The organism is Flavobacterium aquiphilum, assembly GCF_027111335.1.
In the GTDB taxonomy this organism is placed as follows: domain Bacteria; phylum Bacteroidota; class Bacteroidia; order Flavobacteriales; family Flavobacteriaceae; genus Flavobacterium; species Flavobacterium aquiphilum.
On record NZ_CP114288.1, the window covers coordinates 4,767,731 to 4,791,169 of the forward strand.

22 protein-coding genes and 1 tRNA gene are annotated in these 23,439 nt (G+C 34.7%); 4 read left to right on the forward strand and 19 right to left on the reverse strand.

The features are described 5' to 3' along the window. Positions 1 to 127 precede the first annotated feature (127 nt). A complete protein-coding gene (gene rpe / locus OZP12_RS19315) occupies positions 128 to 793 on the forward strand; it encodes a ribulose-phosphate 3-epimerase (protein ID WP_281226719.1) in 666 nt (221 codons plus the stop codon). 57 nt (positions 794 to 850) lie between these two features. Here the strand turns inward: rpe and OZP12_RS19320 are convergent, their stop codons facing one another. From OZP12_RS19320 to mraZ, 17 genes are all read right to left on the reverse strand, one after another. Beyond that, positions 851 to 1,276: a CBS domain-containing protein gene (locus OZP12_RS19320; RefSeq protein WP_281226720.1), complete on the reverse strand. Its 426-nt coding sequence runs from the start codon at positions 1,274 to 1,276 to the stop codon at positions 851 to 853. Positions 1,277 to 1,371: 95 nt separating this feature from the next. Beyond that, positions 1,372 to 2,199, reverse strand: coding sequence for a zinc-dependent peptidase (locus OZP12_RS19325; RefSeq protein WP_281226721.1), 828 nt, complete (start codon positions 2,197 to 2,199; stop codon positions 1,372 to 1,374). An 81-nt stretch (positions 2,200 to 2,280) separates the two neighbouring features. Then, positions 2,281 to 2,354, reverse strand: a tRNA-Arg gene (locus OZP12_RS19330). An 81-nt stretch (positions 2,355 to 2,435) separates the two neighbouring features. Then, entirely contained in the window at positions 2,436 to 2,885 is a 450-nt protein-coding gene (locus OZP12_RS19335; protein WP_281226722.1) for a GatB/YqeY domain-containing protein, read from the reverse strand. A 423-nt stretch (positions 2,886 to 3,308) separates the two neighbouring features. Beyond that, positions 3,309 to 5,255 carry a cell division protein FtsZ gene (ftsZ, locus tag OZP12_RS19340; protein WP_281226723.1) on the reverse strand — a complete coding sequence of 649 codons (1,947 nt, stop codon included), beginning with the start codon at positions 5,253 to 5,255 and terminating at the stop codon, positions 3,309 to 3,311. Positions 5,256 to 5,348: 93 nt separating this feature from the next. Further along, positions 5,349 to 6,740 carry a cell division protein FtsA gene (gene ftsA, locus OZP12_RS19345; protein ID WP_281226724.1) on the reverse strand — a complete coding sequence of 464 codons (1,392 nt, stop codon included), beginning with the start codon at positions 6,738 to 6,740 and terminating at the stop codon, positions 5,349 to 5,351. Positions 6,741 to 6,746: 6 nt separating this feature from the next. Then, on the reverse strand, positions 6,747 to 7,469 hold the full coding sequence (locus OZP12_RS19350; protein WP_281226725.1) for a cell division protein FtsQ/DivIB: 723 nt from the start codon (positions 7,467 to 7,469) through the stop codon (positions 6,747 to 6,749). Further along, positions 7,456 to 8,805, reverse strand: coding sequence for a UDP-N-acetylmuramate--L-alanine ligase (gene murC, locus OZP12_RS19355; protein ID WP_281226726.1), 1,350 nt, complete (start codon positions 8,803 to 8,805; stop codon positions 7,456 to 7,458). The genes OZP12_RS19350 and murC overlap by 14 nt, the downstream gene beginning before the upstream one ends. Before the next feature lie 81 nt (positions 8,806 to 8,886). Then, positions 8,887 to 9,969, reverse strand: coding sequence for an undecaprenyldiphospho-muramoylpentapeptide beta-N-acetylglucosaminyltransferase (gene murG, locus OZP12_RS19360; protein WP_281226727.1), 1,083 nt, complete (start codon positions 9,967 to 9,969; stop codon positions 8,887 to 8,889). Between the two features lie 77 nt (positions 9,970 to 10,046). After that, on the reverse strand, positions 10,047 to 11,366 hold the full coding sequence (locus OZP12_RS19365) for an FtsW/RodA/SpoVE family cell cycle protein (protein WP_281226728.1): 1,320 nt from the start codon (positions 11,364 to 11,366) through the stop codon (positions 10,047 to 10,049). A gap of 106 nt (positions 11,367 to 11,472) precedes the next feature. Continuing rightward, complete coding sequence (murD, locus tag OZP12_RS19370) at positions 11,473 to 12,810, reverse strand: UDP-N-acetylmuramoyl-L-alanine--D-glutamate ligase (protein ID WP_281226729.1); 1,338 nt, start codon at positions 12,808 to 12,810, stop codon at positions 11,473 to 11,475. A 1-nt stretch (position 12,811) separates the two neighbouring features. After that, positions 12,812 to 14,044, reverse strand: coding sequence for a phospho-N-acetylmuramoyl-pentapeptide-transferase (mraY, locus tag OZP12_RS19375; RefSeq protein WP_281226730.1), 1,233 nt, complete (start codon positions 14,042 to 14,044; stop codon positions 12,812 to 12,814). Between the two features lie 6 nt (positions 14,045 to 14,050). After that, positions 14,051 to 15,514 (reverse strand): UDP-N-acetylmuramoyl-L-alanyl-D-glutamate--2,6-diaminopimelate ligase, encoded by a 1,464-nt coding sequence (locus tag OZP12_RS19380; RefSeq protein WP_281226731.1) that lies wholly within the window; start codon positions 15,512 to 15,514, stop codon positions 14,051 to 14,053. Then, positions 15,511 to 17,514 carry a penicillin-binding protein gene (locus OZP12_RS19385; protein WP_281226732.1) on the reverse strand — a complete coding sequence of 668 codons (2,004 nt, stop codon included), beginning with the start codon at positions 17,512 to 17,514 and terminating at the stop codon, positions 15,511 to 15,513. Before OZP12_RS19385 ends, OZP12_RS19380 begins: the two co-directional genes overlap by 4 nt. Next, positions 17,505 to 17,852 carry an FtsL-like putative cell division protein gene (locus tag OZP12_RS19390; RefSeq protein ID WP_281226733.1) on the reverse strand — a complete coding sequence of 116 codons (348 nt, stop codon included), beginning with the start codon at positions 17,850 to 17,852 and terminating at the stop codon, positions 17,505 to 17,507. Before OZP12_RS19390 ends, OZP12_RS19385 begins: the two co-directional genes overlap by 10 nt. A 5-nt stretch (positions 17,853 to 17,857) precedes the next feature. After that, positions 17,858 to 18,766, reverse strand: coding sequence for a 16S rRNA (cytosine(1402)-N(4))-methyltransferase RsmH (gene rsmH, locus OZP12_RS19395; RefSeq protein WP_281226734.1), 909 nt, complete (start codon positions 18,764 to 18,766; stop codon positions 17,858 to 17,860). Then, positions 18,741 to 19,214: a division/cell wall cluster transcriptional repressor MraZ gene (mraZ, locus tag OZP12_RS19400; RefSeq protein WP_281226735.1), complete on the reverse strand. Its 474-nt coding sequence runs from the start codon at positions 19,212 to 19,214 to the stop codon at positions 18,741 to 18,743. Before mraZ ends, rsmH begins: the two co-directional genes overlap by 26 nt. A 375-nt stretch (positions 19,215 to 19,589) precedes the next feature. Between mraZ and OZP12_RS19405 the strand changes: the two genes are divergently transcribed. Both OZP12_RS19405 and yihA read left to right on the forward strand, forming a co-directional pair. After that, positions 19,590 to 20,363 (forward strand): alpha/beta fold hydrolase, encoded by a 774-nt coding sequence (locus OZP12_RS19405; RefSeq protein WP_281226736.1) that lies wholly within the window; start codon positions 19,590 to 19,592, stop codon positions 20,361 to 20,363. A 29-nt stretch (positions 20,364 to 20,392) separates the two neighbouring features. After that, on the forward strand, positions 20,393 to 21,013 hold the full coding sequence (gene yihA / locus OZP12_RS19410; protein ID WP_281226737.1) for a ribosome biogenesis GTP-binding protein YihA/YsxC: 621 nt from the start codon (positions 20,393 to 20,395) through the stop codon (positions 21,011 to 21,013). Positions 21,014 to 21,074: 61 nt separating this feature from the next. Here yihA and gldC read toward each other — a convergent pair whose 3' ends face one another. Continuing rightward, the gene (gene gldC, locus OZP12_RS19415; protein WP_281226738.1) at positions 21,075 to 21,413 is read right to left on the reverse strand and encodes a gliding motility protein GldC; all 339 of its coding nucleotides are present in this window, start codon (positions 21,411 to 21,413) and stop codon (positions 21,075 to 21,077) included. Then, complete coding sequence (gene gldB / locus OZP12_RS19420) at positions 21,413 to 22,372, reverse strand: gliding motility lipoprotein GldB (RefSeq protein WP_281226739.1); 960 nt, start codon at positions 22,370 to 22,372, stop codon at positions 21,413 to 21,415. The genes gldC and gldB overlap by 1 nt, the downstream gene beginning before the upstream one ends. A gap of 197 nt (positions 22,373 to 22,569) precedes the next feature. On the opposite strand from gldB, the gene nadE reads away from it, so the two are divergent. Then, positions 22,570 to 23,367 (forward strand): NAD(+) synthase, encoded by a 798-nt coding sequence (gene nadE / locus OZP12_RS19425; RefSeq protein ID WP_281226740.1) that lies wholly within the window; start codon positions 22,570 to 22,572, stop codon positions 23,365 to 23,367. Positions 23,368 to 23,439: the final 72 nt, after the last annotated feature.

Below are 23,439 nucleotides of genomic sequence, written 5' to 3' on the forward strand. Positions count from 1 at the left end.
GATTGAAACTCCGGCTGATTACCGGAGTTTTATTTTTTTATATACCTTTGCAAAAAATAAAAGAAAAGATGCACTGCAGTGCATTTCAACGTAAAAGTAAAGATGTACTGCAGTGCATCTCAACATAATGAAAAACACACTTATAGCTCCTTCAGTATTAGCAGCCGATTTTGCCAATTTGCAACGTGATATCGAAATGATTAACAACAGTCAGGCCGACTGGTTTCACATTGACATCATGGATGGTGTTTTTGTTCCAAATATCTCTTTTGGAATGCCAGTTCTTGAAGCCATTACAAGACACACTAAAAAAACGGTTGATGTACATTTGATGATTGTAAATCCTGACCAATACATTAAAACATTCAAAGATCTGGGTGCCGATATTTTAACTGTACACTATGAAGCTTGTAACCATTTGCACAGAACCCTTCAAGCCATCAAAGCTCAAGGAATGAAAGCTGGAGTAGCCCTAAACCCACATACAAATGTTGATTTATTAGAAGATATAATCAATGACATCGACATGGTTTGCATTATGAGTGTAAACCCAGGCTTTGGAGGACAATCTTTCATAGAAAACACTTATACCAAAGTAAGAAAACTAAAAGATTTGATTACTAAAAAAGGAGCCTCAACTCTTATAGAAATTGATGGTGGAGTTACCAACAAAAATGCTTTGCAATTAGTTCAAGCAGGAGCAGATGTACTTGTGGCCGGAAGCTTTGTATTTAATGCAAAAGACCCTATTGCAACCGTAGCTGATTTAAAACAATTGTTGACAACATTATAAAAAAAGAAAAAGTCCCAATACTCATAAAAAAGCATTGGGACTTTCATTAGTAAGCACTCAATTTTTATATTGTTCTAATAAATACTTTATCAAATCTGTTGTAGTCAATATACCGACCAACAGATGATCTTCACATACCGGCAAAGCATGAAAATTCTTGGTACATAATATTTCTGCCGCTTCTTTAATGGTAGTTTCCGGAGTTATTGTCGTCAACTTCTTAGCCATTACTTGTTCTACGGTAAACATATTATAAACAGTGGTATCTACAACTTCCTCATCATCGTCTATTGCGTCTGCAAAAGAAATACGCAACAAATCGGTATAACTCAACATCCCAATTATCGTTGCACCACTTACTACCGGAATATGTCTAATTTTATAATGCTTAAAAAGAGATTCTGCTTTGGTCAAATCATCTGAAATAGTCAACTTAATTATATCTTTAGTCATGATTGTTGACACGGGAACATTCTTTCTCATAATGGCCTCTTCTTTAAATTATATACAAATTTATAATAGAAAATCAACCCAAAATATGATGTTTATCAGTTGCGAATCAAAACAATTTTAAGACATTACTGTTTCATATTTAGCATCAAACTCACTTTATCATACAAGTCTGGGAAACGAGTTTTAAACTCCAAAGGAGTTTCAAAATAATGCTCTAAAACTACAGCTAGAAATTCAAATTGGTTCGTAAAGGCATAAAGTCTAAAATAATTGGAGTTTATTAATTGCTGCCTAAATGCGGCATCATTCATTTCTTCATTAATTAAGCTGTACATCTTTGAAAAAATAGCTGCACCGCTATCATTACTTTCCATTCCGTGATAATGCAAAACATGAGCAAATTCGTGGATTCCAAGATTAAGATTATCTGTAGCTATGTCAAATCCTTTTTGAAAATCTTCCCAAGAAAAAACAACTGTTTTTGCATTAGGGTTAAATTCTCCTTTGTGGTATTGTTTGGTTATAGTCGAAAAATAGATTGAAGGATAAATAATTACTTTTTCAAAAACTTCACAAAGATACTCCCTCATACCAAACGAGAGCATGATCAAAGTTGCCGCTACATAAACTTTTACCTCTTCAGTTATGATAAAATCTTCACGACTTACAAATTCATATTTATCAAGAAAACATGCAACCCTGTGCTCAAAATACACTTTTTCCTTATCTGATAAACGAGAATAAAAAACAAATTTTGTATTTAAAAAACTGAGTGCATCTGCATCAATTTTTTTGGGAAAAGGACAAAAATGGACAATTAAAGGCCGACTGTAAGCCAAAGCAAAAAAGTACTCCAAGAACCTAAAAAAAATAGCAAGAAAAAAAATCAATAAGGAAACGACAATAAAAAAAAGAAAGACTAAAGTAACAGGCAGCGATATATTGTCATCCATAAAATATGATTTGGGGGTTATACTTTATTTCAAAAACAAAAAGCAAAATTATAAATTCATTTACAATTTTGCTTTTAAAAGTGACCGCGGAGGGGTTCGAACCCCCAACCCTCAGAGCCGAAATCTGATATTCTATCCAGTTGAACTACGCGGTCAATATGATTATAGTTTTTTGAATTCAGACTTAAATTCCTGATTGATAATCTAAAATCTAAACTCAAAAATCTTGAATCATTTTAGGTCAATAATTTCTTTACGATGGCAGAAATGGTTTTTCCTTCAGCAGTTCCACCCAATTGTGCAGTTGCCAATCCCATTACTTTACCCATTGAAGCAATTCCTGATGCCCCAGTTTCGGCAATGATTTTTGCAATCACAGCTTCAACTTCAGCTTCACTTAATTGCGCAGGAAGGAATTTTTCGATTACAGCAACTTGAGCCAATTCTGGTTCTGCTAAATCCTGACGATTTTGCTCAGTAAAGATTCTAGCACTTTCTTTACGGGTTTTAACTAATCTTTGAAGCAATTTAATCTCATCATCGGCTGAAATTTCTTCTTTGGAACCAGATGCAGTCTGAGCTAACAAAAGCTCTGATTTTATAGCTCTTAAGGCTTCCAACGCAACTGTATCTTTGGCTTTCATGGCGGTTTTGATTTCGTCCATGATTTGAATTGATAAACTCATTTTATTTTATATTTTAGATTCTTGATTTTAGATTCCTGATTTTAGAAATCAAAAAATCTTTATTTTTTTTTAATGAAAAAGGATTATCAATTACAAATCTGCACACGAGCCGCAAAGAGCGAACTGGCAAAGCAATCTCAAATCTACAATCTCAAGTCAACTGCCCCAGATGGAAATGAAAAGCCTTTTTGAGAGAAACTATAATTTTTCTTGAACTAGAAAAGCGACCAAAGGAAGCTCTTTCTTGTTCTTAGAAAAAATAGTTACGACAAAAAGCTTGAAATGTACAGCTGGATGAGGCCCGACAAATTTAGAAAATTTTACTCGTATTAACAACAAGTTGTTTGAGCCTTTACGGTCAAAAAACAGCCCGAAAATTGAAAAACTAATTTTCGGGCTATCAAAAAAATGGCTAAATTTTGATTAATCTACATTGTCATGCAAATACGAATTATTCGAACGTAATTGTAAATCATTGTTGCTATCAGTTCCAACAGATATTCTTGAAGTTGAATTATTTGGTACGCTTCCAAGATCTATCCCAAATCGCTTATAAGCAGGCTCTCTTTCCAGTTCGTCCACTCTTGACACATTATCGTGAAACTTATAATTAAAATCTTTAAGTTTTTTTCTTCTTTCCTCAGCTCTGAATCTTAAAGTTTCTTCGATTGTCATTTCAATAGGAGAGTTGTTCCCCAAAACAGGCGCTTCAACAGGTTCAGAAACCTGTCTCATGGTAATATTCAATTCGGCAGGCACTTCATCAACAACCGTTTTGGCAACAGCTTTACTTTCCATCAAGTCACTTTCAGTCTCCATATATTCTTCAAGCGAATACTTTATAATACCGCTATCAGACAATTCAGTAACCGGAACAAGTTGAACTGGCTCTACTACTTTAATATCACGAGTTTCATTTGTCAATTCAAACAAAAAGTTATTTATTTCTTCTTTCGCATGAACCGGTTCTGGTTTACTTAATGGCAAATCAAACGAAAAAGTGGCCTGCTCTTGTTTTTCTTCAAAACGAATTGGTTCTGGAGTCACTTGTCTAACTGGCTCAGCTACAGGATTTGTAACGATAAAATCGATCTCTTTCATAGGAGAAACGATTTCGAATGTTACATCCAAATTTTTGATGAACTCTGTCATCCCGACTAATTCGTCTTCATTGATAGACGCAACTACCGGAGCATCAATAATCGGCTCAGGAGTAACTTCTTCATCGATTAAATCAAATACAATTCTTTCCTCTGTATTTGAAACAGGCACTTCAGTATTAAAAGTTGCAACTGTATTTTTTGTTAAGTCAAAAACACCTCTTTGCTCTTCTTCAAGAGTGTGGATAATTTTCTTAGGCTCAACATTAACGATTTCATTTTGTTGCTCAACAGCAAATCCAGTGGCAATAATAGTTACAGCAATAGCATCACCAAGAGCTTCGTCTTCACCAACTCCCATGATGATATTTGCATTTGAGCCTGCTTCGTATTGAATATGCTCGTTGATCTCAGCAATTTCGTCAATGGTGATTTCATTTGTCCCAGAAACAATAAGCAATAATACGTTTTTAGCTCCTGTAATCTTGTTATCGTTTAAAAGGGGCGAATCTAAAGCAGCAATAATTCCTTCCTTGGCTCTATTTTCGCCGGAAGAAACTGAAGACCCCATGATAGCTGTTCCACTGTTATACAACACAGTTTTTGCATCACGTAAATCGATATTTTGAGTATAGTGATGCGTAATTACTTCGGCAATTCCTCTAGAGGCTGTTGCCAAGACTTCATCCGCTTTTGAAAACCCGGCTTTGAATCCAAGATTTCCATATACTTCTCTTAACTTATTATTATTGATAACAATCAAAGAATCAACTTGCTTACGTAATTTTTCTATACCGATAAGTGCTTGCTCTTGACGCACTTTCCCTTCGAACAAGAATGGTAAAGTAACGATTCCGACTGTTAATATATCTCTTTCTTTCGCTAATTGGGCGATAACCGGAGCAGCTCCTGTTCCTGTACCACCACCCATTCCGGCTGTGATAAATACCATCTTGGTATTAACGTCCAACACTTTTTCAATATCGGAAATACTTTCTATAGCAGATTGGTGTCCGATATCCGGATTAGCTCCAGCACCAAGTCCTTCAGTCAAATTAACACCTAACTGAATTTTATTGGGCACAGCACTATTTTCCAATGCTTGAGAATCGGTATTGCAGACGATGAAATCAACGCCTTTAATTCCTTGTCTGAACATGTGGTTGATAGCGTTACTACCGCCACCACCAACTCCAATTACTTTGATTACATTTGACTGATTTTTTGGCAAATCAAATGAAATACTTCCAAATTCTGTGTTGCTTGGCATAATATGGGGTTTTAAATTTTTTATTAACTTTCTCTAACTACTCTAGCTTGGGGGCAAAAAGGAGGTTTGATGTATATTTATTCTTTATTCTAATTATTCTGCGTTGTCCAAAAAATCTTTAATCTTGTCCACATATTTATCAAAAAACGATCTTCTAATTTTATTCTCTGTAGATTCCCTTACCGGTTCTACTTCAAGTACTCTTTCAGGTTGTACAAAAACCTCTTCTTTAATTTCTACTGCTTTTTCTTCTACAATAGGCTCCTCTCTATAATAAGTTATTTTTTCAGAAGCAACAGCTGTCATTTTTACAGCACTTTGTGTTTTATTCTCAATGCTGTTCATTACTAAACCAACAGCAGTTGCGTATAAAGGACTTGAAATTTCTTCATCTGAATTTCCTGCCAAATGCTCGTTTGGATAACCTATTCTTGTATCCATTCCTGTGATGTATTCTACCAATTGCTTAATATGCTTCAATTGTGCTCCACCACCTGTAAGAACGATTCCTGCAATTAATTTTTTACGAGGATCTTCGTGTCCGTAAGCTCTCACTTCGGTAAAAACCTGTTCAATAATTTCAACAACTCTGGCATTAATTATTTTCGAAAGATTCTTTAATGAAATCTCTTTAGGCTCTCTACCTCTTAATCCAGGGATCGAAACAATTTCGTTGTCTTTATTTTCACCTGGCCAAGCTGAGCCAAATTTCACTTTCAACAATTCGGCTTGTTTCTCTATAATCGAACATCCTTCTTTAATATCATCTGTAATAACATTTCCACCAAAAGGTATCACTGCAGTATGACGAATAATACCATCTTTGAAAATTGCCAAATCTGTTGTTCCTCCTCCTATATCAATAAGTGCAACTCCAGCTTCCTTTTCTTCTTGACTCAAAACAGCATCTGAAGAAGCCAATGGTTCCAAAGTCAATCCCGATAATTCGATTCCTGAGCTCTGGATGCATCTTCCAACATTTCTAATAGATGACGCTTGCCCTACAACAACGTGAAAACTACTTTCCAGTCTTCCGCCGTACATTCCGATTGGTTCTTTTATATCTGATTGCCCGTCAATTTTAAACTCTTGTGGCAATACGTGAATAATTTCTTCTCCCGGTAACATGGCCAATTTATGAACCTGATTAATCAATAAATCAATATCACTTCCGCCTATTACTTCTTCAGGATTGCTTCTGCTGATGTAATCACTGTGCTGAATACTTCTTATGTGCTGTCCAGCAATACCCACTACTACATCTTTAATCTTATACCCCGAATTATTTTCGGCCTCAAGAATTGCTTGTTGAATAGACTGGATTGTTTGTGTAATATTATTTACAACCCCTCTGGCAACACCTAAACTTTTAGATTTTCCAACCCCCAAAATTTCAAGTTTACCATACCCATTCTTTTTGCCTATCATGGCAACAATTTTCGTCGTCCCAATATCTAGACCTACTGCAATATTCTCTTTTTCCATTTTCTATTATTTTGTACAAACTACCTGTTCCGTAAATCTGAGATCTATTATTTTATATTTATCCAAAGAACTATCCAAACTTACTTTTTGAAAAAAAGCTTTATAGTTTTGAAATTTTCGCTCAACATTTATCAAACCACCAAAATCGATTTGATAATTATAATTTCTATTCTGCATTAATAAGCTACCATTAGGCATAATCTGTATGCCAATGATGTTTTTTCTCAAAAACGCATCATCATAAATTATCTTAAATAATTTAAATAAATCTTTGTTATTTTTCTTGTTTATCTCCCCAGAAACAAGTGGAACCCGAGCTGTAAAATTCTCCGACAACGGCATGGTATTTCCCTCACTGTCAATATAGAAGGAACCTTCATCGTTAAAGACCCTAGCAATAGGAGTCTTCTGTTTTACAACTGCTTTTAGAACACCATCAATACTCACATACACATCGGCCTTAGCGATCATTTTTTGAGTATTTAATACATGCTCCAATTTATTCAAATCTAGCCTATCTTTTCTTATAGTTTCAGCATTCGAATTATTTTCTATTAACAATTTATTAACCGCTTCGCTTTTTAAAAAAAGAGCGTTTTCGCCTACAAAAACAACCTCCGTTTTGGTCAATTTTCGTTTCGAATTTCGTTTGGATGTAAACGAAAAAAGAAAAACAACCAAAATAAACATGAGTAATAATCTTATATTATTCCAATTAAAGATTTTCATATAATGCTTTTTTTATTGACGGAACCATTTCTCCCAAATCACCTGCCCCAATAGTTACAATAACTGTGGCATCATTGGCCAAAATCTCAGGAATTAAATCTTCTTTACTGACAATTTTTTTATTATCGTTTGTCATTTTATCCATAAGCCATTGTGAATTAATTCCTTCCATAGGCAATTCACGTGCCGGATAAATTTCCATTAAAAACACTTCATCAAAAGCTGATAAACTTTTAGCAAAATTATCAGCAAAATCCCTTGTTCTGCTGAACAAATGTGGTTGAAAAATTGCTAAAACCTTTTGTCCAGGATACAATTCCCTTACAGCTTGATGAACAGCATTAATTTCGGTTGGATGATGAGCATAATCATCGATATATACTAAATTATCTTCTTTAATCTGATACGAAAAACGTCTTCTGATTCCTCTAAAAGATGCCAAAGCGCTGGCAATAACACTGGTCGGGGTGCCATATGTTATTGCCATAGCCGAGGCCATCAGAGCATTCATTAAATTATGTTTTCCTGGTAATCCAAAACGCAAATCTTTAATAATTCCGTTTGGAGTCTTAACATCAAAAACATAACTACTGCTCTCTATTCTTACATTGAAAGCTTCAAAAACTGCTTCTTCATTAACCGCGCAAACTACTCCTTGAATTGGCAATTCGTTGGTTATAAAAAGGTTGCTTTTATCTTCAACTTTATTTGCAAATTCAACAAATGATGCTTCAATTGCTGTACTGGTTCCATAAATATCCAAATGATCAGCATCCATAGACGTAACGCAAGCGATATCCGGATGCAGGTGCAAAAAGGAACGATCAAACTCATCAGCTTCAACTACTGTAACTGTTTTCCCGGTCCCAATTAAGTTAGAATCATAATTCTCAACAATTCCGCCTATAAAAGCAGTCACATCAGCACCGCTTTCATACAAGATATGCCCCAAAATACTCGAAGTTGTAGTTTTACCGTGTGTCCCTGCAACTGCGAAACAAAAGGTATCTTTGGTAATAATACCTAAAACTTCAGCACGTTTTTTAACTTGATACTCTCTCTCGAGGAAATAATTCCATTCCGAATGCTTAACAGGAATTGCAGGAGTAATAATCACCAACGTATTTTCGACATAATAATCAGCTGGAATTAAACTAATATTATCTTCAAAATGAATATCGATCCCACTTTCTATCAATTCACCAGTAAGTATAGAAGGTGTTTTGTCATAACCCGAAACCTGTTTTCCAATAGCCTTGAAATAACGCGCCAAAGCACTCATTCCGATACCTCCGATTCCTATGAAATAGACGTTTTTAATTTGATTTAAATTCATTTTGCTTCTTTTTTTAATTTATTTGGAATCCTCCCATTCGATCAACTCACACAATATTTCTCCCAAAATATTTTGGCATTATTAAATTAGCTTTACAATTGCATCAACAATTTCCTCTGTTGCTTTTGGCTTTGCCAATAATTTAATGTTTTCACTAAGCTGATCTTGTTTTCCCTGGTCTTTTATCAACGATTCGAACACAAGACTAAAATCATCTAGTTGTGATTCTTTTAATAAAATTGCACCTTTCTTATTTACAATTGCCTCAGCATTTTTGGTTTGGTGATCTTCGGCAACATTGGGTGACGGAATAAAAATCACCGGTTTTCCAACAATGCACAACTCAGATACTGACGAAGCTCCTGCTCTTGAAACAATCATATCAGCAGCGGCATAAACCAAATCCATTCTTTCGATAAAAGCTATTACCTGAACATTATGACGATTGTAATTTTTATAATCCTCTAAATAAAATTTTCCACATTGCCATATCACCTGCACTTTTAGAGAAAGCAAATTGGGCAATTCTTTTTCAATTAATTGATTGATTCTTCTAGCTCCAAGGCTTCCACCGAGAATCAAAAGCGTTTTTTTGGATGGATCCAAATTGAAATATTCAATGGCTTCTTTTCTTTTTTCCTGAATATCCAATAAATCCTGACGAACCGGATTTCCAGTCAAAATCATTTTATCGGCAGGAAAAAAACGTTCCAAATTATCATAAGCAACACAAATACTGTTTGCTTTTTTGCTCAAAAGTTTATTGGTAATTCCCGGATAAGAATTTTGCTCCTGAATTACAGTTGGTATATTCATGCTATTGGCCATTTTCAATAATGGTCCGCTTGCAAAACCACCTGTACCGATAACTACATCCGGTTTAAATCTTTTAATTATTTTTCTGGATTCCCATAAACTACTTAATACTTTAAATGGGAACATTGCATTTTGGAGTGTTAATTTTCTTTGCAATCCGGCAATCCAAAGTCCTTGTATTTTGTAACCTGCCTGAGGCACTTTTTGCATTTCCATTTTGTCTTTGGCACCAACGAACAAAATTTCGGCATCAGGGAAACGTGACTGCAATTCATTTGCTATTGCTATTGCAGGATAGATATGCCCTCCTGTACCTCCTCCACTTAAGATAAATTTATGCTTTGCCATTTTGAAAAAATTCTAAGTTGCTTCTTTTATTTATAAATTGTAATAAACTGTATTATTAAAGACTTCTCTAATCCCAATTACTTCAACACCGCGTTCATCGGGTTCTTTGAATTATCCATAATGGAATAATTACCTGCGTCTAAATTTTCATTTACCTTTTTAAAATCTGCTTCCTCAAGATCTGCTTCCAATTCTCTATCTATAAGTTTTTGAAGTATTTCTTCTCTTTTTTCTTTTTCCAATTTTTCCTGGGCAATTTCCTCTTCTTTTTTGGTCACGCTCAAGATAATTCCAAGTCCAAAACAAGTCATCCAAATCGAACTACCTCCACTACTTATCAAAGGCAATGTTTGTCCTGTTACCGGCAATAATTCAACAGCAACACACATATTAATCATAGCTTGAAAAATCATTGGAAATCCTAAACCAATTACGACCAATTTACCAAAAAGGGTATTCGCTTTATGCGAGGCAACTACAAAACGGAACAACAAAAGCAAGTACAAAACCAAAACTCCCAATCCACCCACAAGCCCATATTCTTCAACAATAATGGCGTAAATAAAATCGGAGGAAGACTGTGGTAAGAAATTTTTCTGAACACTTTTTCCAGGTCCCAGACCATAAATCTGACCAGAAGCAATAGCTATTTTAGCTTTTTCTATTTGATAATCATCCTCATCGCCATCCTTATGAGAGAAATTTGCAATTCGACTTTCCCAAGTATCTACCCTGCTAAAAAAGCTTGAATTTGGAAATGCTTTAGCCAATAACACGAAAAACGCTAATGCGGCAATTCCACAGCCCATGATATAAAGAATATATTTCACAGGATATCTACCAATAAAAACAAGCATTATGACCATTGAAAAAATCAAAGCCGTTGTTGAGAAATTGGCAGGAAGAATAAACATAAGAGTAATAAAAACCGGAGTCCATAGTTCCCATAATGAGGATTTGAACGTAATTGGTGTTTCTCTGGTTTTCGATAAATATCGGGCAACAAAAATGAATAACATTATCGCAGCAACTGTCGATGGCTGAAATGACAATCCAATAAACGGAATCTGAATCCATCTACTAGCATTGGCTCCAGCAATTACCGTCCCTTTAACCAAGGTATAAGCCAATACAATCCAAACAATTGGCAATCCTGCTTTTGAAATAGCTCTGAAATAATGATATGGAATCTTATGTACCCAATATATAATCACAAACCCAATACAGATATGGGCAAAATGTTTTACCAAATACCCTAAAGTATTTCCGGTACCATGCCCTAAATAAGCCAAATTACTACTTGCACTAAAAACCGGCATAAATGAAAACAAGGCCAATAAGGCCACGAATGACCAAATGCCTTTATCTCCCTTTAGCTTGTTAATTAGTTCTTTCATTTCTAAATAAGTTTAGAAAGTTTATATGATGATTTATGAGTTCATTAAAATAAATTTAGAATTACATATCTAAACTTTCTAAACTCCTACCCGTCATAAACTTTTTTTATAAATTCTTAACCGCTTGCTTAAATTGCCTTCCTCTGTCTTCGTAATTTTCGAACAAATCAAAACTGGCACATGCTGGTGACAACAATACAGTATCTCCTTTTTCAGACAGACGTTGTGCCATACGAACGGCTTCAACCATGCTGTTTACTTCTACCATAATATCAACAACATTCCCGAAAGTATCGATGATCTTTTTATTATCAACACCCAAACAAATAATAGCTTTTACTTTTTCGCGAACTAACGACATCAATTCATGATAATCATTCCCTTTATCAACACCACCAACTATCCAAACAGTAGGTGTATTCATACTGTCTAAAGCAAAGAATACCGAATTTACATTTGTAGCTTTTGAATCATTAATATATTGTACGTTTTGAATCTTCAATACTTTTTCCAAACGATGTTCAACCCCTTGGAAATTAGACAAACTCTCACGAATAGTTTCTTTTCTTATTTGCAAAATTTTTGCAACAGAAGTCGCCGCCATAGCATTCTTTAAATTATGTTTTCCTTCCAATGCAATGTACTCGGTTTCCATTGTGAACTCTTCTTGATTGATCTTTACTTCCATTTTATTATTTTTTAAATAAGCTCCTTCAGTGAATTCGTCGGTTAACGAAAAAGGAATTAGTTTGGCTTTAACTTTGTCTTTATTTTTACTCAACCATTCTGAAATGGCTTCATCATTTGCATCATAAATCAGAAAATCTTTTTCTGTTTGGTTCATTGTAATACGAAACTTCGACTCTATATAATTTTGATATTTGTAATCGTATCGATCTAAATGATCCGGGCTTATATTTGTTATTATTGCGATATCCGGTTTGAATTCTACAATTCCGTCCAGTTGAAAACTACTCAACTCAATCACATAGTAATCATAATTATTATCAGCAACCTGCCAGGCAAAACTTTTTCCAACATTTCCAGCCAATCCCACATTCAATCCCGCTGTTTTCAATAAATGATATGTCAGCATTGTTGTGGTCGTTTTCCCGTTGCTCCCTGTTATCCCAACGAAATGGGCTTTTGTAAAAGGAGCTGCAAATTCAATCTCAGATATTACGGGAATTCCTTTTTTTCTTAATTGCTTTACTATTGGTGATTTGTCGGGAATTCCAGGACTCTTCATGACCAAATCGGCATTCAAAACCAGATCTTCAGTATGTTTTTCTTCTTCCCAAGCGATGCCATTTATAATTAACACCTCTTTGTAACTGTCTTTTATTTTCCCAAAATCGGAAACAAAAACATCATATCCTTTTTTCTTACCGAGGATTGCAGTACCTACACCGCTCTCTCCTCCCCCTAAAATCACCAGCCTCACGTTATCTCAATTTTAGTGTAACAATTGACAAAATGGCCAGCATGATTGCAACTACCCAAAATCGTGTCACTATCTTACTCTCATGATATCCTTTCTTTTGATAGTGATGATGAAGTGGTGACATCAGAAAAATTCGTCGTCCTTCTCCAAAGCGTTTTTTGGTATATTTAAAATAGCTTACTTGCAAAACAACAGAGAAGTTTTCGACCAAAAAGATTCCGCACAACAAAGGAATAAGCAATTCTTTTCGGACAGCGATCGCTAATACAGCAATAATCCCTCCGATGGTCAAACTTCCGGTATCACCCATAAAAACAGAAGCAGGATATGAGTTGTACCAAAGAAAACCTATCAAAGCTCCTAAAAATGCCGCAATGAAAACGGTCATCTCCCCAGAATGTGGGATGTACATAATATTTAGATAATTTGAGAAAATAATATTCCCCGAAACGAATGTAAAAATCCCGAGTGCAAAAACGGAAACAGCAGAAGTTCCCGCAGCCAAACCGTCAATACCATCCGTTAGGTTGGCACCATTTGAAACAGCTGTAATAATAAAAATTACCACAGGAATGAAAACCAACCAAGCCCATTTTTCGTAATCAGGACCGATCCACTTTAAAACAATAGCGTAATCAAATTCATTATTTTTTACAAAAGGAATTGTAGTAGCCGTTGATTTTTCTTCAACTGAAGCTGGTCTAACTACCGTTTCATTAGTTTGTTTAATGATGGTACTACTATTTGCAGTATCAGTTTTAACCGTTACAACAGGGCTAAAATACAAGACTGAACCAACGATTACTCCTAATCCAACTTGCCCAAATACTTTAAAAATTCCTTTAAGACCTTCTTTATCTTTCTTGAAAATTTTGATATAATCATCAATAAAACCGATAATCCCCATCCATAAGGTGGTAACAATCAACAAAACAATATAGATATTATGCAATCTTGCAAAAAGAACTACCGGAACCAAAGTTGCAAATATGATAATGATACCTCCCATTGTAGGTGTACCGGCTTTTTCATTTTGCCCAGCCAATCCTAATTCACGAACTGTTTCCCCTACTTGTTGTCTACTTAAAAAACTGATAATTCGCTTTCCATAAATGGTAGACAATAACAATGACAACATCAATGCTAAGGCTGATCTAAAAGTAATGTACTGGAAAACCCCTGCTCCAGGGACATCCATTACTTTGTCTAAATATTGAAATAAGTAGTATAGCATATTGTTTTATTTTAACAGTTGGTTTAAAATCTCTTTTACAGTTTTCATGTCATCAAAATCGTGACGCACTCCTTTAATCTCCTGATAGGTTTCGTGACCTTTACCGGCAATCAATATAATATCATTCGGTTGAGCCAATTGACAAGCTGTTTTTATAGCTTGGAACCTATCTGTGATTGACAAGGATTTTTTAAAATTTTGAGCTTGTATCCCCTTTTCCATTTCTTGAATTATGGCTTCAGGCTCTTCGTTTCTAGGATTATCAGAAGTTAGAATTACTTTGTCGCTCAATTCTGTTGCAATGTTGGCCATAACAGGACGTTTTGCAGTATCCCTATTTCCACCACAACCTACAACCGTTATCAATTGCTCGTTATTGGTGCGCACATCGTTGATGGTATTTAAAACATTTTCGAGTGCATCAGGTGTATGCGCATAATCTACAATAGCCGTTATATTAGCATTAGAAACTATATATTGGAATCGACCTGAAACACTTTCCAATTCAGACATCAACCTAAGCGCTTCCAAACTATCCAATCCCAATTCTACGGCTGCTCCATATATTGCCAACAAATTGTAAGCGTTAAAAGTTCCAATTAATTTCACCCAAACTTCATTCCCATTAACTTTCAATAATAATCCTGATAATTGGCTTTCTAAAATTTGTGCTTTGTAATCAGCATATGTTTTTAAGGCGTATGAAAGTTTTTTAGCTACAGTATTCTGAAGCATTAACGCCCCATTTTTATCATCGATATTGGTAAGAGCAAAAGCACTATTTGGCAGGTGATCGAAAAAAGATTTTTTCACATCTCTATATTCTGCGAATGTAGGATGGTAATCCAAATGATCATGGGACAAATTGGTAAATATTCCTCCTCTAAAGTGTAATCCTTCAGTACGTTTTTGATGAATTCCGTGTGAACTCACTTCCATAAAACAATATTCAACACCTTCGTTCACCATTTCGTTCAAGAAATGATTTATGGTTATTGAATCTGGTGTTGTATGAGTTGCTTTATATTCTAAATCATCTACTAAAATCTTAACTGTCGAAATCAATCCAACTTTAAAACCAGCTTTTTTAAACAATTGATATAACAAAGAAGCAACAGTTGTTTTACCGTTAGTCCCTGTAATACCAACCAATTTCAATTTTTGAGATGGATTGCCATAAAAATTGGCAGCCATAAAAGCCAAAGCCGCATTGGTATCCTTCACGCATACATAAGTCACACCATTTATTAGGTTAGACGGAAGTGTATCGCAAATAACCACCGAAGCACCTAGCTCGATTGCTTTTTCGATAAAATCATGACCATCCGAAATTGTACCACGAATTGCTATAAAAACATCGTTCTTTTCGATTTTTCTGGAATCAAAATGCAATTGGTTTATCGCAATTTCAGTAGAACCCGAAACAGATTCTATTGTCACTTTATATAATATGTCTTTTAATATGCTCATGATAATTCCAATAGAATTGTTGAATTTTTTATGATGCTCTGACCTGCCTGGATTGATTGTTTTTTTACTTTTCCAACCCCTACAGCTTTAACCTTTAAGCCTAAATTTTCCAGTAAAGCAACAGCATCCATCCCAGCCATCCCTTTTACATCTGGTACTGAATTTTGCTTTTTCTGCATTTTTACATAATAGGCATTATAATTTCTTTCCTGTTTAGGATTAGGACTATCCAATTTCTTAATCACATTGGTTGAAGGCGTATCTGTAAATATTTTTTGGGCAATCCTTTTAAATACCGGTCCTGCCACATCAGCTCCATAATAATTGTTATTCGCAGCATTAGGTTTGTGAACCACTACAATGCAAGAATACTTTGGATTGTCCGCTGGGAAATACCCAACAAATGAAGATGCATAATGTTTTTCTGAACCACCGTTTACAGCATAATTCATTTGCGCTGTTCCAGTTTTTCCCGCCATTGAAAAATCTTTCGAATACAATTTGGAACCAGTTCCTTTTTTCACAACATTTACCAAAACAGCTTTCACTTTTCGCAATGTTTCAGGAGAACAAATCCTTGGATTCATTACTTCTGTATCGAATTTTTTAATTGTATTATTCCATTCTTTTATTTCCGATACTATTTGTGGTTTCACCATTACACCATTATTGGCAACTGCATTATAGAAAGTCAGTGTTTGCAATGGCGTTACTGATACTCCATATCCAAAAGCCATCCATGGAAGTGAAATATTAGACCAATTTTTATCTGTAGGGTGCGGAATAAAAGGCTTTCCTTCACCTTTAAAAGCCAATCCCAATTTTTTACTTAAACCCCATGAATCAATGTGATTCACAAACTTAGAAGGATTGTTTTTGTAATTATTATAAACTGCCTGAACCATAACTGTATTGGAAGAAACTTCAAAACCTCTAGCTAACGATATTTTACCATAACCACCTTCATGGGAATCTCTTACTTTACGTCCTGAATACGTAATTACACCTCCGTGACTGTCATAAACATTACTCGTATCCGCAACCTTATCTTCCAAAATTGCCATCAAATCAACCAATTTAAAAGTCGATCCGGGCTCATGAGATTCAGCGTAGGCATAATTAGTTGTTTCATAATAACTACCATCCGTTGCTCTTCCCAAGTTTGAAATAGCTTTAATATGACCGGTTTTAGTCTCCATAACGACCACACAACCATGATCTGCTTCATATTCTTCTAATTGTTTCAACAAAGCATGATGAGCAATATCTTGAATGTAAACATCTATTGTCGAAATAACATCATAACCATCTTGAGGATCCACTTCGTTTACATCACGAATAGGTTTCCACTGGCCTTTGGCAATTTTTTGTTTTAATATTTTACCATCTTTACCGTTAAGATATTGGCGATAAGCCCACTCTATTCCCTTCCCGTCCGAATATCCTTCCGGCATTTCTTTTTCGTAACCAATACTACGTTTGGCAATCATCCCTATCGGATGCTCTCTTACCGTTTTTTGTTCAATGATGATTCCTCCTTTGTATGCTCCCAATTTAAACAACGGAAATCCTTTTATTTTTGCATATTGAGTATAACTTAAACCCTGAGCAACCAAAAAATATCTGCTTTTGTTTGCCCTTGCTTTTCTTAATTCATTTTGAATTTTGCTGCTCGGCTTTTTAAGTATTAACGCCAAAGAATCAGAAAGTAGTTTTACATTTTTCTCAAAAGTTTCAGTTTTTGGAGCTACCGCATCAAAACGTATAGCATAACTAGGAATTGAAGTAGCCAAAAGACTTCCATCAGCAGAATATATATTTCCCTTATTGGCAGGAATAACAAAATTCTTAACAGTTCTTTCTTTCGCTAATTCTCGGTAATGATCACCATCAACCCACTGAATGTTTGTTAACTTCACAGCGATGGCTATTGCCATCAAAAAGATGAAAAAGGCAACCAGATAGGTTCTATAGGATATATATTTATCTTCTACTGCCATATTTTTTCTAGGAAACTTTTTTCTTCGGGTTTTTCTACTTCAATTTTAACTGGTGGAACTGTAGATGGAAAAATTTGCTTTTTTTCCATTTTTTCAGAAACTGTTGATTCCATTTTTAACTTCATCAACTCGGAACGTCTGTCAACAAATTCTGAGCGTAACTCTTTTACTTTATTGGTCAATTCAACAATTTTGAATACTTTTTGTTCGTATCGCTGTGTATTCCCAATCATTATTATAGCGAGTAAAATCACAAAAACGATAAAACGCCAATTTTTAACAGCGTTATCGTCTATAAGAAACTGTGCTTTTAATAGCTTATAAATTCCACCTTTCATTTTAATTATTTTTTTTCTGCAATTCTCAACTTTGCACTTCGGGCTCTATTGTTCAACTTAATTTCCTCATTATCCGGAACAATCAATTTCCCTATAGTCGTAAAAGGAACCGAAAAATTTCCATAAAAATCACGCTCAGGCTCCCCTTCGAACATTCCGTTTTTTATGAATCTTTTTACCAATCTGTCTTCCAAAGAATGATATGAAATCACGCTAAGCCTTCCTCCCGGTTTCAGAATTTCAAGGGATTGTTCCAAAAATTCTTTTAAAACATCCATTTCCTGATTTACCTCAATACGAATCGCTTGGTAAATTTGAGCCAATACTTTATTTCTAACTTTTTCAGGCAAATATTTCTTCAAAACTTCTTTCAATTCATCTGTAGTTTTGATAGAACGATGCTGTCTAGCTTCAATAATTGTTCTTGACAGCGCTGGTGCGTTTTTCAACTCCCCATAATCCAGAAACACTCTTCTCAAATTAGCATCATCATATTCATTCACCACTCGATACGCACTCAAATCATTTTTTTGACTCATTCGCATATCCAACTCAGCATCAAATCGGGTTGAGAAGCCTCTTTCAGCCACATCAAACTGATGAGAAGAAACTCCTAAATCCCCCAAAATACCATCAACTTGTTTTACGCCATAAAAGCGCAAAAACCTTTTTATGAACCTAAAATTCTCATTTATCAACGTAAACCTTTCGTCCGGCAATGCATTTGCAAGAGCATCTTCATCTTGATCAAAAGCAAATAATTTACCATCTGGCCCTAGTCTTTTCAAAATCTCTTTTGAATGACCACCTCCTCCAAAAGTCACATCTACATAAACCCCACTTGGATTTATATTCAAGCCGTCTACAGAAGCGTGCAGCAATACGGGATTATGATATTCCATCTTCGTCGTCATTTAAATTACCCATTACTTCTTCGGCTAAATCAGCAAAATCAACATCAGATCCATCAATTGATTTCTCATACAAATCCTTATCCCAAATCTCTACAATATTAACTGCAGAAGAAAAAACCACATCTTTATCAATACTGGCAAAAGACACTAAATCCTTAGGAACCAATAATCTGCCCAAAGCATCTATTTCAACCGTTTTTACACCTGCGGTAAAACGACGAATGAAGTCATTGTTTTTCTTTACGAATCGGTTAAGTTTGTTGATTTTTTTCATCATCAAATTCCACTCTTCCATTGGATACAATTCCAGACAGGGCTGAAATACAGAACGCTTCAAAACGAAACCGTCTTGAAGCGAGGAAGCCAATTGCTTTTTTAATGGAGCAGGTAAAAGAACCCGTCCTTTTGCATCAACTTTACACTCATATGTCCCTATAATTGTGTCCAAGTGAATAATATTATTTGTATGAAGCAAAATTATGTAAAATTTTACCACATTTTACCACTATATACCACTTTGTTAATAAGTTTAGCCATTTTGAGACAAAAACATCTAGTTTATAGACTATCAGAAAGTTAGCCTTTGCAACAATAATTTGTAAGAAAGATTGCTTTTGAACAAAAAGCCTGCATTTTTAATAATAAAAACATCTTCTTAAAAGCTTAAACTATCTATTATTCATTAGTTAAAAAAATAGCATAAATCGCCCCAAAAACCAGCAATTTTAGCTTATAGAATAAAAGGTTAAAAAATAGCCACCAAAATTCATTTTAATTTTATAAACCCTATATTTGTGAAAAATTGAAAATTGTCATTTAAAAGATGGAAAAATATTACAAAAAAGAGGGCAAATACGGATATTACGAAGCAGGAGAGGGAATTCCGATTGTCATCTTACATGGTTTAATGGGTGGCTTAAGTAATTTTGATGCTGTGGCCAGCTATTTTTCTAACAAAGGTTACCGCATCATAATTCCAGATTTACCAATTTACACTCAAAATATATTAAAGACCAACGTAAAGAGTTTTGCGATTTATGTAAAAAACTTTATTACTTTCAAAAAATTAGACAGAGTTATTCTTTTGGGCAATTCATTGGGTGGTCATATTGCTTTATACCACACAAAATTATTCCCAGAGAAGGTTTCAGGACTTGTAATTACAGGAAGTTCCGGTTTATACGAAAGTGCCATGGGAGATAGTTATCCTAAAAGAGGCGACTACGAATACATCAAGAAAAAAGCCGAAGACGTATTTTACGACCCGAAAATTGCGACACCAGAATTGGTCGATGAAGTATATGCCACTGTAAATGACCGTTTAAAATTGATTAAAACCTTGGCTATCGCCAAGAGCGCAATACGCCATAACATGGCCAAAGATTTGCCAAAAATGCACGTTCAAACCTGTATTATTTGGGGAAAAAACGATCAAGTAACTCCTCCTGATGTAGCTGAGGAATTCCACAAATTGTTACCTAATTCAACTTTATATTGGATTGACAAATGTGGTCATGCTGCCATGATGGAACAGCCTGAAGAATTCAATGCACATCTTGAAGACTGGCTTACCCACACGCATTTAGCAGAACATTAATCAGAAAGAGGAATTTTATACTCAAGAAAATGAAAATCAATACTGCCGAATTCATAATAAGCAACTCAGACGTAAGCAAATGCCCTAAGGATATTTTGCCTGAATATGCTTTTATTGGCCGTTCCAATGTTGGAAAATCTTCATTGATCAACATGCTGACCAATAACAAAAATTTGGCTAAAACTTCAGGAAAACCTGGTAAAACACAACTAATCAACCATTTTTTGATTAACAACAATTGGTTTCTTGTTGATTTACCCGGATATGGTTTTGCCAAAGTTTCCAAAAAAACAAAGTCCATTTTTCAACAATTTATCACTGACTATTTCGAAAAAAGACAGCAATTGGTTTGTGCTTTTGTTTTAATTGACATTCGACATGAAGCGCAGGCTATCGATATTGAATTCATGAATTATATGGGAGAAAGTGAAATTCCGTTTTGTATTATTTTCACCAAAGCAGATAAAATCAGTAAAACAAAAATTGATTCCCATATTGCCGCTTACAGAAAACAAATGTTTGCCAACAACTGGGAAGAAATGCCACTATACTTTGTTACCTCATCAACAGAAACAATAGGAAAAGAAACACTATTAAACTATATAGACGAAGTAAACCAAGAAGTTTTCAAAAACAATTCAGGGTTTTAAGGCTTGATTTTAAGATAAAAAAATCCCAAAACTGAAAATTCGGTTTTGGGATTTTTTATTTTTATTGTTGTTTCAAATCTAATTTCTCGGCAAAGTAATCGCAGAAATCCAACATCGTATCTGACATTTTTTCATCATTTGTGGCTCTTCTGAACGTTTCGGCCATAGAAACCAATGTTTGATGAAAGAAGACTTTCATTTCATCTACCGGCATATCTTTTGTCCACAAATCGATACGCATACTTTCCTTGGCTTTGCTGTCCCAAACATTAAGCATAATCGCCTTAGATTCTTGCAGCTCTACTCCACCGTCTTTAGCTGTCCACAAAAGTTTTTCAGGAACACGGTTTTCGTCTAATTCAATTAAAAATTTTATCTCTGAGGTATTGCTATTTGACATTATTTCTTGGGTTTGTATTTTGATTTTTCGAAGATTTCTTTGGCATTCATCTTTAACATTTGATCAAGCTTAGTATCATTGTTTTCCATATACGATCTAACAATTTGCCAGCCAATCCATGAACCCACCTGCCCTGGCGATTCATTGTCTATTTCTAAATAAAATTTTGAAAAAGGAGCTTCGTCAATAAAACGGGAAGCCAACTTTTGCTCATCACTAAAAAGCATTTCTCTTTCAATAAAATAGCGCCAAATATAACTTTCATTTTCTTGGCACCAAACAATTTCTTCGGGTGTATAGCCCATTTTTTCTGCATCTGTATATTCTGGTAACAAAAGATCTTTCAAATAAAGTTCTTTCCCATGATAAATCATTTGTGACAACAAATTATTATCTGTTGGAGGTGTAATTTTTCTGAATGCAAAACTCTTCACAACATCAGGCATCATTTGTCTTTGTTCAAAATTTTGCTTCAAATATTTCGGAAAAGTATAAAACTTGTGTTCTTTCCCTAAGTACAATTCCAATGAAATCAAAACCAAAGAATCGGCATAAATCGCTTTATTCGTATAATCCATATCCGAAATCAACGTGATAACTTTCGGAGTTTTTGTCTTTGGAAAATAATATTTCATATGCTGAACCAAATCTTCTACCTCTTTTTGGATAACTTCTGAAGAGGAATACTTTTTTTCAACTTCAGCATAAACTTCTCTCCATATTGGTGCCTGCATTTTATTTATCCAAACTGTATCTGGTATATTTGGCGAAAAAAAATAAGGATATTTCAATTTTAATTTTGGCAAATCCTTTGGCGATGTTTCAAAAAACGCTTTATCAAAACGTTCCACCTTAACGGCCTCAACCGGTGTTTCTTCGATAGCTTTTTCAACTTTACTTTTTTGGTCACAAGACACTAAAAATAAACCGCAAACCATCGATAAAAAAAATAATCTCATATAAATTTTATTTAATTATCAGTTACCTGATACATTTAGAGAACAATTCGCAAATCTTCATAGGATTTTTAAACCTAAACCAAACATCCTCTATTCAATTGCATTATTTTAGCTAAATTTGTTTTTCAGGGAACCCCAAAAAACTTGCATTTTTTTTTTGCAAATATACATTCCTGCTTTTTAAAACTTGAACTATTATGACTAAAAAAAGAACCCTCGAAATTGAAAAAGTAAATACCCATATCGTAGAATGGCTAAAAGACTACGCTACCGCATCAAAAGTTAATGGATTTGTAATCGGAATATCCGGTGGAGTTGATTCGGCAGTAACCTCAACACTTTGCGCTCAAACCGGTTTAAAAGTAATATGCGTTGAAATGCCAATACACCAAGCTCCAAGCCAGGTTTCAAGAGGTAGAGAACACATTGAACAATTAAAAAGTAGATTTCCAAATGTAAGCAGCGCTGTGGCCGATCTGACTTCTGTTTTTGACACTTTTAAAAATGAAGTTCCTACAACCGATAACGAACATGCCCTGCATTTATCACTTGCCAACAGCCGCGCCCGTTTAAGAATGACAACTTTGTACTATTTTGCCGGAATCCATGGTTTACTGGTGGCAGGAACAGGAAATAAAGTAGAAGATTTTGGAGTGGGATTTTATACAAAATATGGTGATGGCGGAGTCGATTTAAGTCCAATTGCCGATTTGATGAAATCAGAAGTGTATCAATTAGGTACTTATCTAAAAATTCCAGACTCTATTTTAACAGCTGCTCCTACTGACGGATTATTTGGCGACAGCCGAACTGACGAAGATCAATTGGGTGCAAGCTACGATGAACTGGAATGGGCCATGCTTTTGACCGATGAAGAACAAAAAACAAGTGCTTTTTCTGAACGCGAAAAAGAAGTCATAAAAATATATAAGAAACTGAATTCCAACAATCAACATAAGATGAACCCTATACCTGTTTGCATAATAAACTGTTAAAAAAAAATGTTTTGTCCGAAAAATTAGACTTATATGAAAATATTTTTTTAATTTTATATCTTCAAAAACAAT

Excerpts from the sequence above, each read along its gene's own strand:
- rpe (WP_281226719.1), top strand. The coding sequence starts at position 128 with ATGAAAAACACACTTATAGCTCCTTCAGTATTAGCAGCCGATTTTGCC.
- OZP12_RS19320 (WP_281226720.1), bottom strand. The coding sequence starts at position 1,276 with ATGAGAAAGAATGTTCCCGTGTCAACAATCATGACTAAAGATATAATT.
- OZP12_RS19325 (WP_281226721.1), bottom strand. The coding sequence starts at position 2,199 with ATGGATGACAATATATCGCTGCCTGTTACTTTAGTCTTTCTTTTTTTT.
- OZP12_RS19335 (WP_281226722.1), bottom strand. The coding sequence starts at position 2,885 with ATGAGTTTATCAATTCAAATCATGGACGAAATCAAAACCGCCATGAAA.
- ftsZ (WP_281226723.1), bottom strand. The coding sequence starts at position 5,255 with ATGCCAAGCAACACAGAATTTGGAAGTATTTCATTTGATTTGCCAAAA.
- ftsA (WP_281226724.1), bottom strand. The coding sequence starts at position 6,740 with ATGGAAAAAGAGAATATTGCAGTAGGTCTAGATATTGGGACGACGAAA.
- OZP12_RS19350 (WP_281226725.1), bottom strand. The coding sequence starts at position 7,469 with ATGAAAATCTTTAATTGGAATAATATAAGATTATTACTCATGTTTATT.
- murC (WP_281226726.1), bottom strand. The coding sequence starts at position 8,805 with ATGAATTTAAATCAAATTAAAAACGTCTATTTCATAGGAATCGGAGGT.
- murG (WP_281226727.1), bottom strand. The coding sequence starts at position 9,969 with ATGGCAAAGCATAAATTTATCTTAAGTGGAGGAGGTACAGGAGGGCAT.
- OZP12_RS19365 (WP_281226728.1), bottom strand. The coding sequence starts at position 11,366 with ATGAAAGAACTAATTAACAAGCTAAAGGGAGATAAAGGCATTTGGTCA.
- mraY (WP_281226730.1), bottom strand. The coding sequence starts at position 14,044 with ATGCTATACTACTTATTTCAATATTTAGACAAAGTAATGGATGTCCCT.
- OZP12_RS19380 (WP_281226731.1), bottom strand. The coding sequence starts at position 15,514 with ATGAGCATATTAAAAGACATATTATATAAAGTGACAATAGAATCTGTT.
- OZP12_RS19385 (WP_281226732.1), bottom strand. The coding sequence starts at position 17,514 with ATGGCAGTAGAAGATAAATATATATCCTATAGAACCTATCTGGTTGCC.
- OZP12_RS19390 (WP_281226733.1), bottom strand. The coding sequence starts at position 17,852 with ATGAAAGGTGGAATTTATAAGCTATTAAAAGCACAGTTTCTTATAGAC.
- rsmH (WP_281226734.1), bottom strand. The coding sequence starts at position 18,766 with ATGACGACGAAGATGGAATATCATAATCCCGTATTGCTGCACGCTTCT.
- OZP12_RS19405 (WP_281226736.1), top strand. The coding sequence starts at position 19,590 with ATGGAAAAATATTACAAAAAAGAGGGCAAATACGGATATTACGAAGCA.
- yihA (WP_281226737.1), top strand. The coding sequence starts at position 20,393 with ATGAAAATCAATACTGCCGAATTCATAATAAGCAACTCAGACGTAAGC.
- gldC (WP_281226738.1), bottom strand. The coding sequence starts at position 21,413 with ATGTCAAATAGCAATACCTCAGAGATAAAATTTTTAATTGAATTAGAC.
- gldB (WP_281226739.1), bottom strand. The coding sequence starts at position 22,372 with ATGAGATTATTTTTTTTATCGATGGTTTGCGGTTTATTTTTAGTGTCT.
- nadE (WP_281226740.1), top strand. The coding sequence starts at position 22,570 with ATGACTAAAAAAAGAACCCTCGAAATTGAAAAAGTAAATACCCATATC.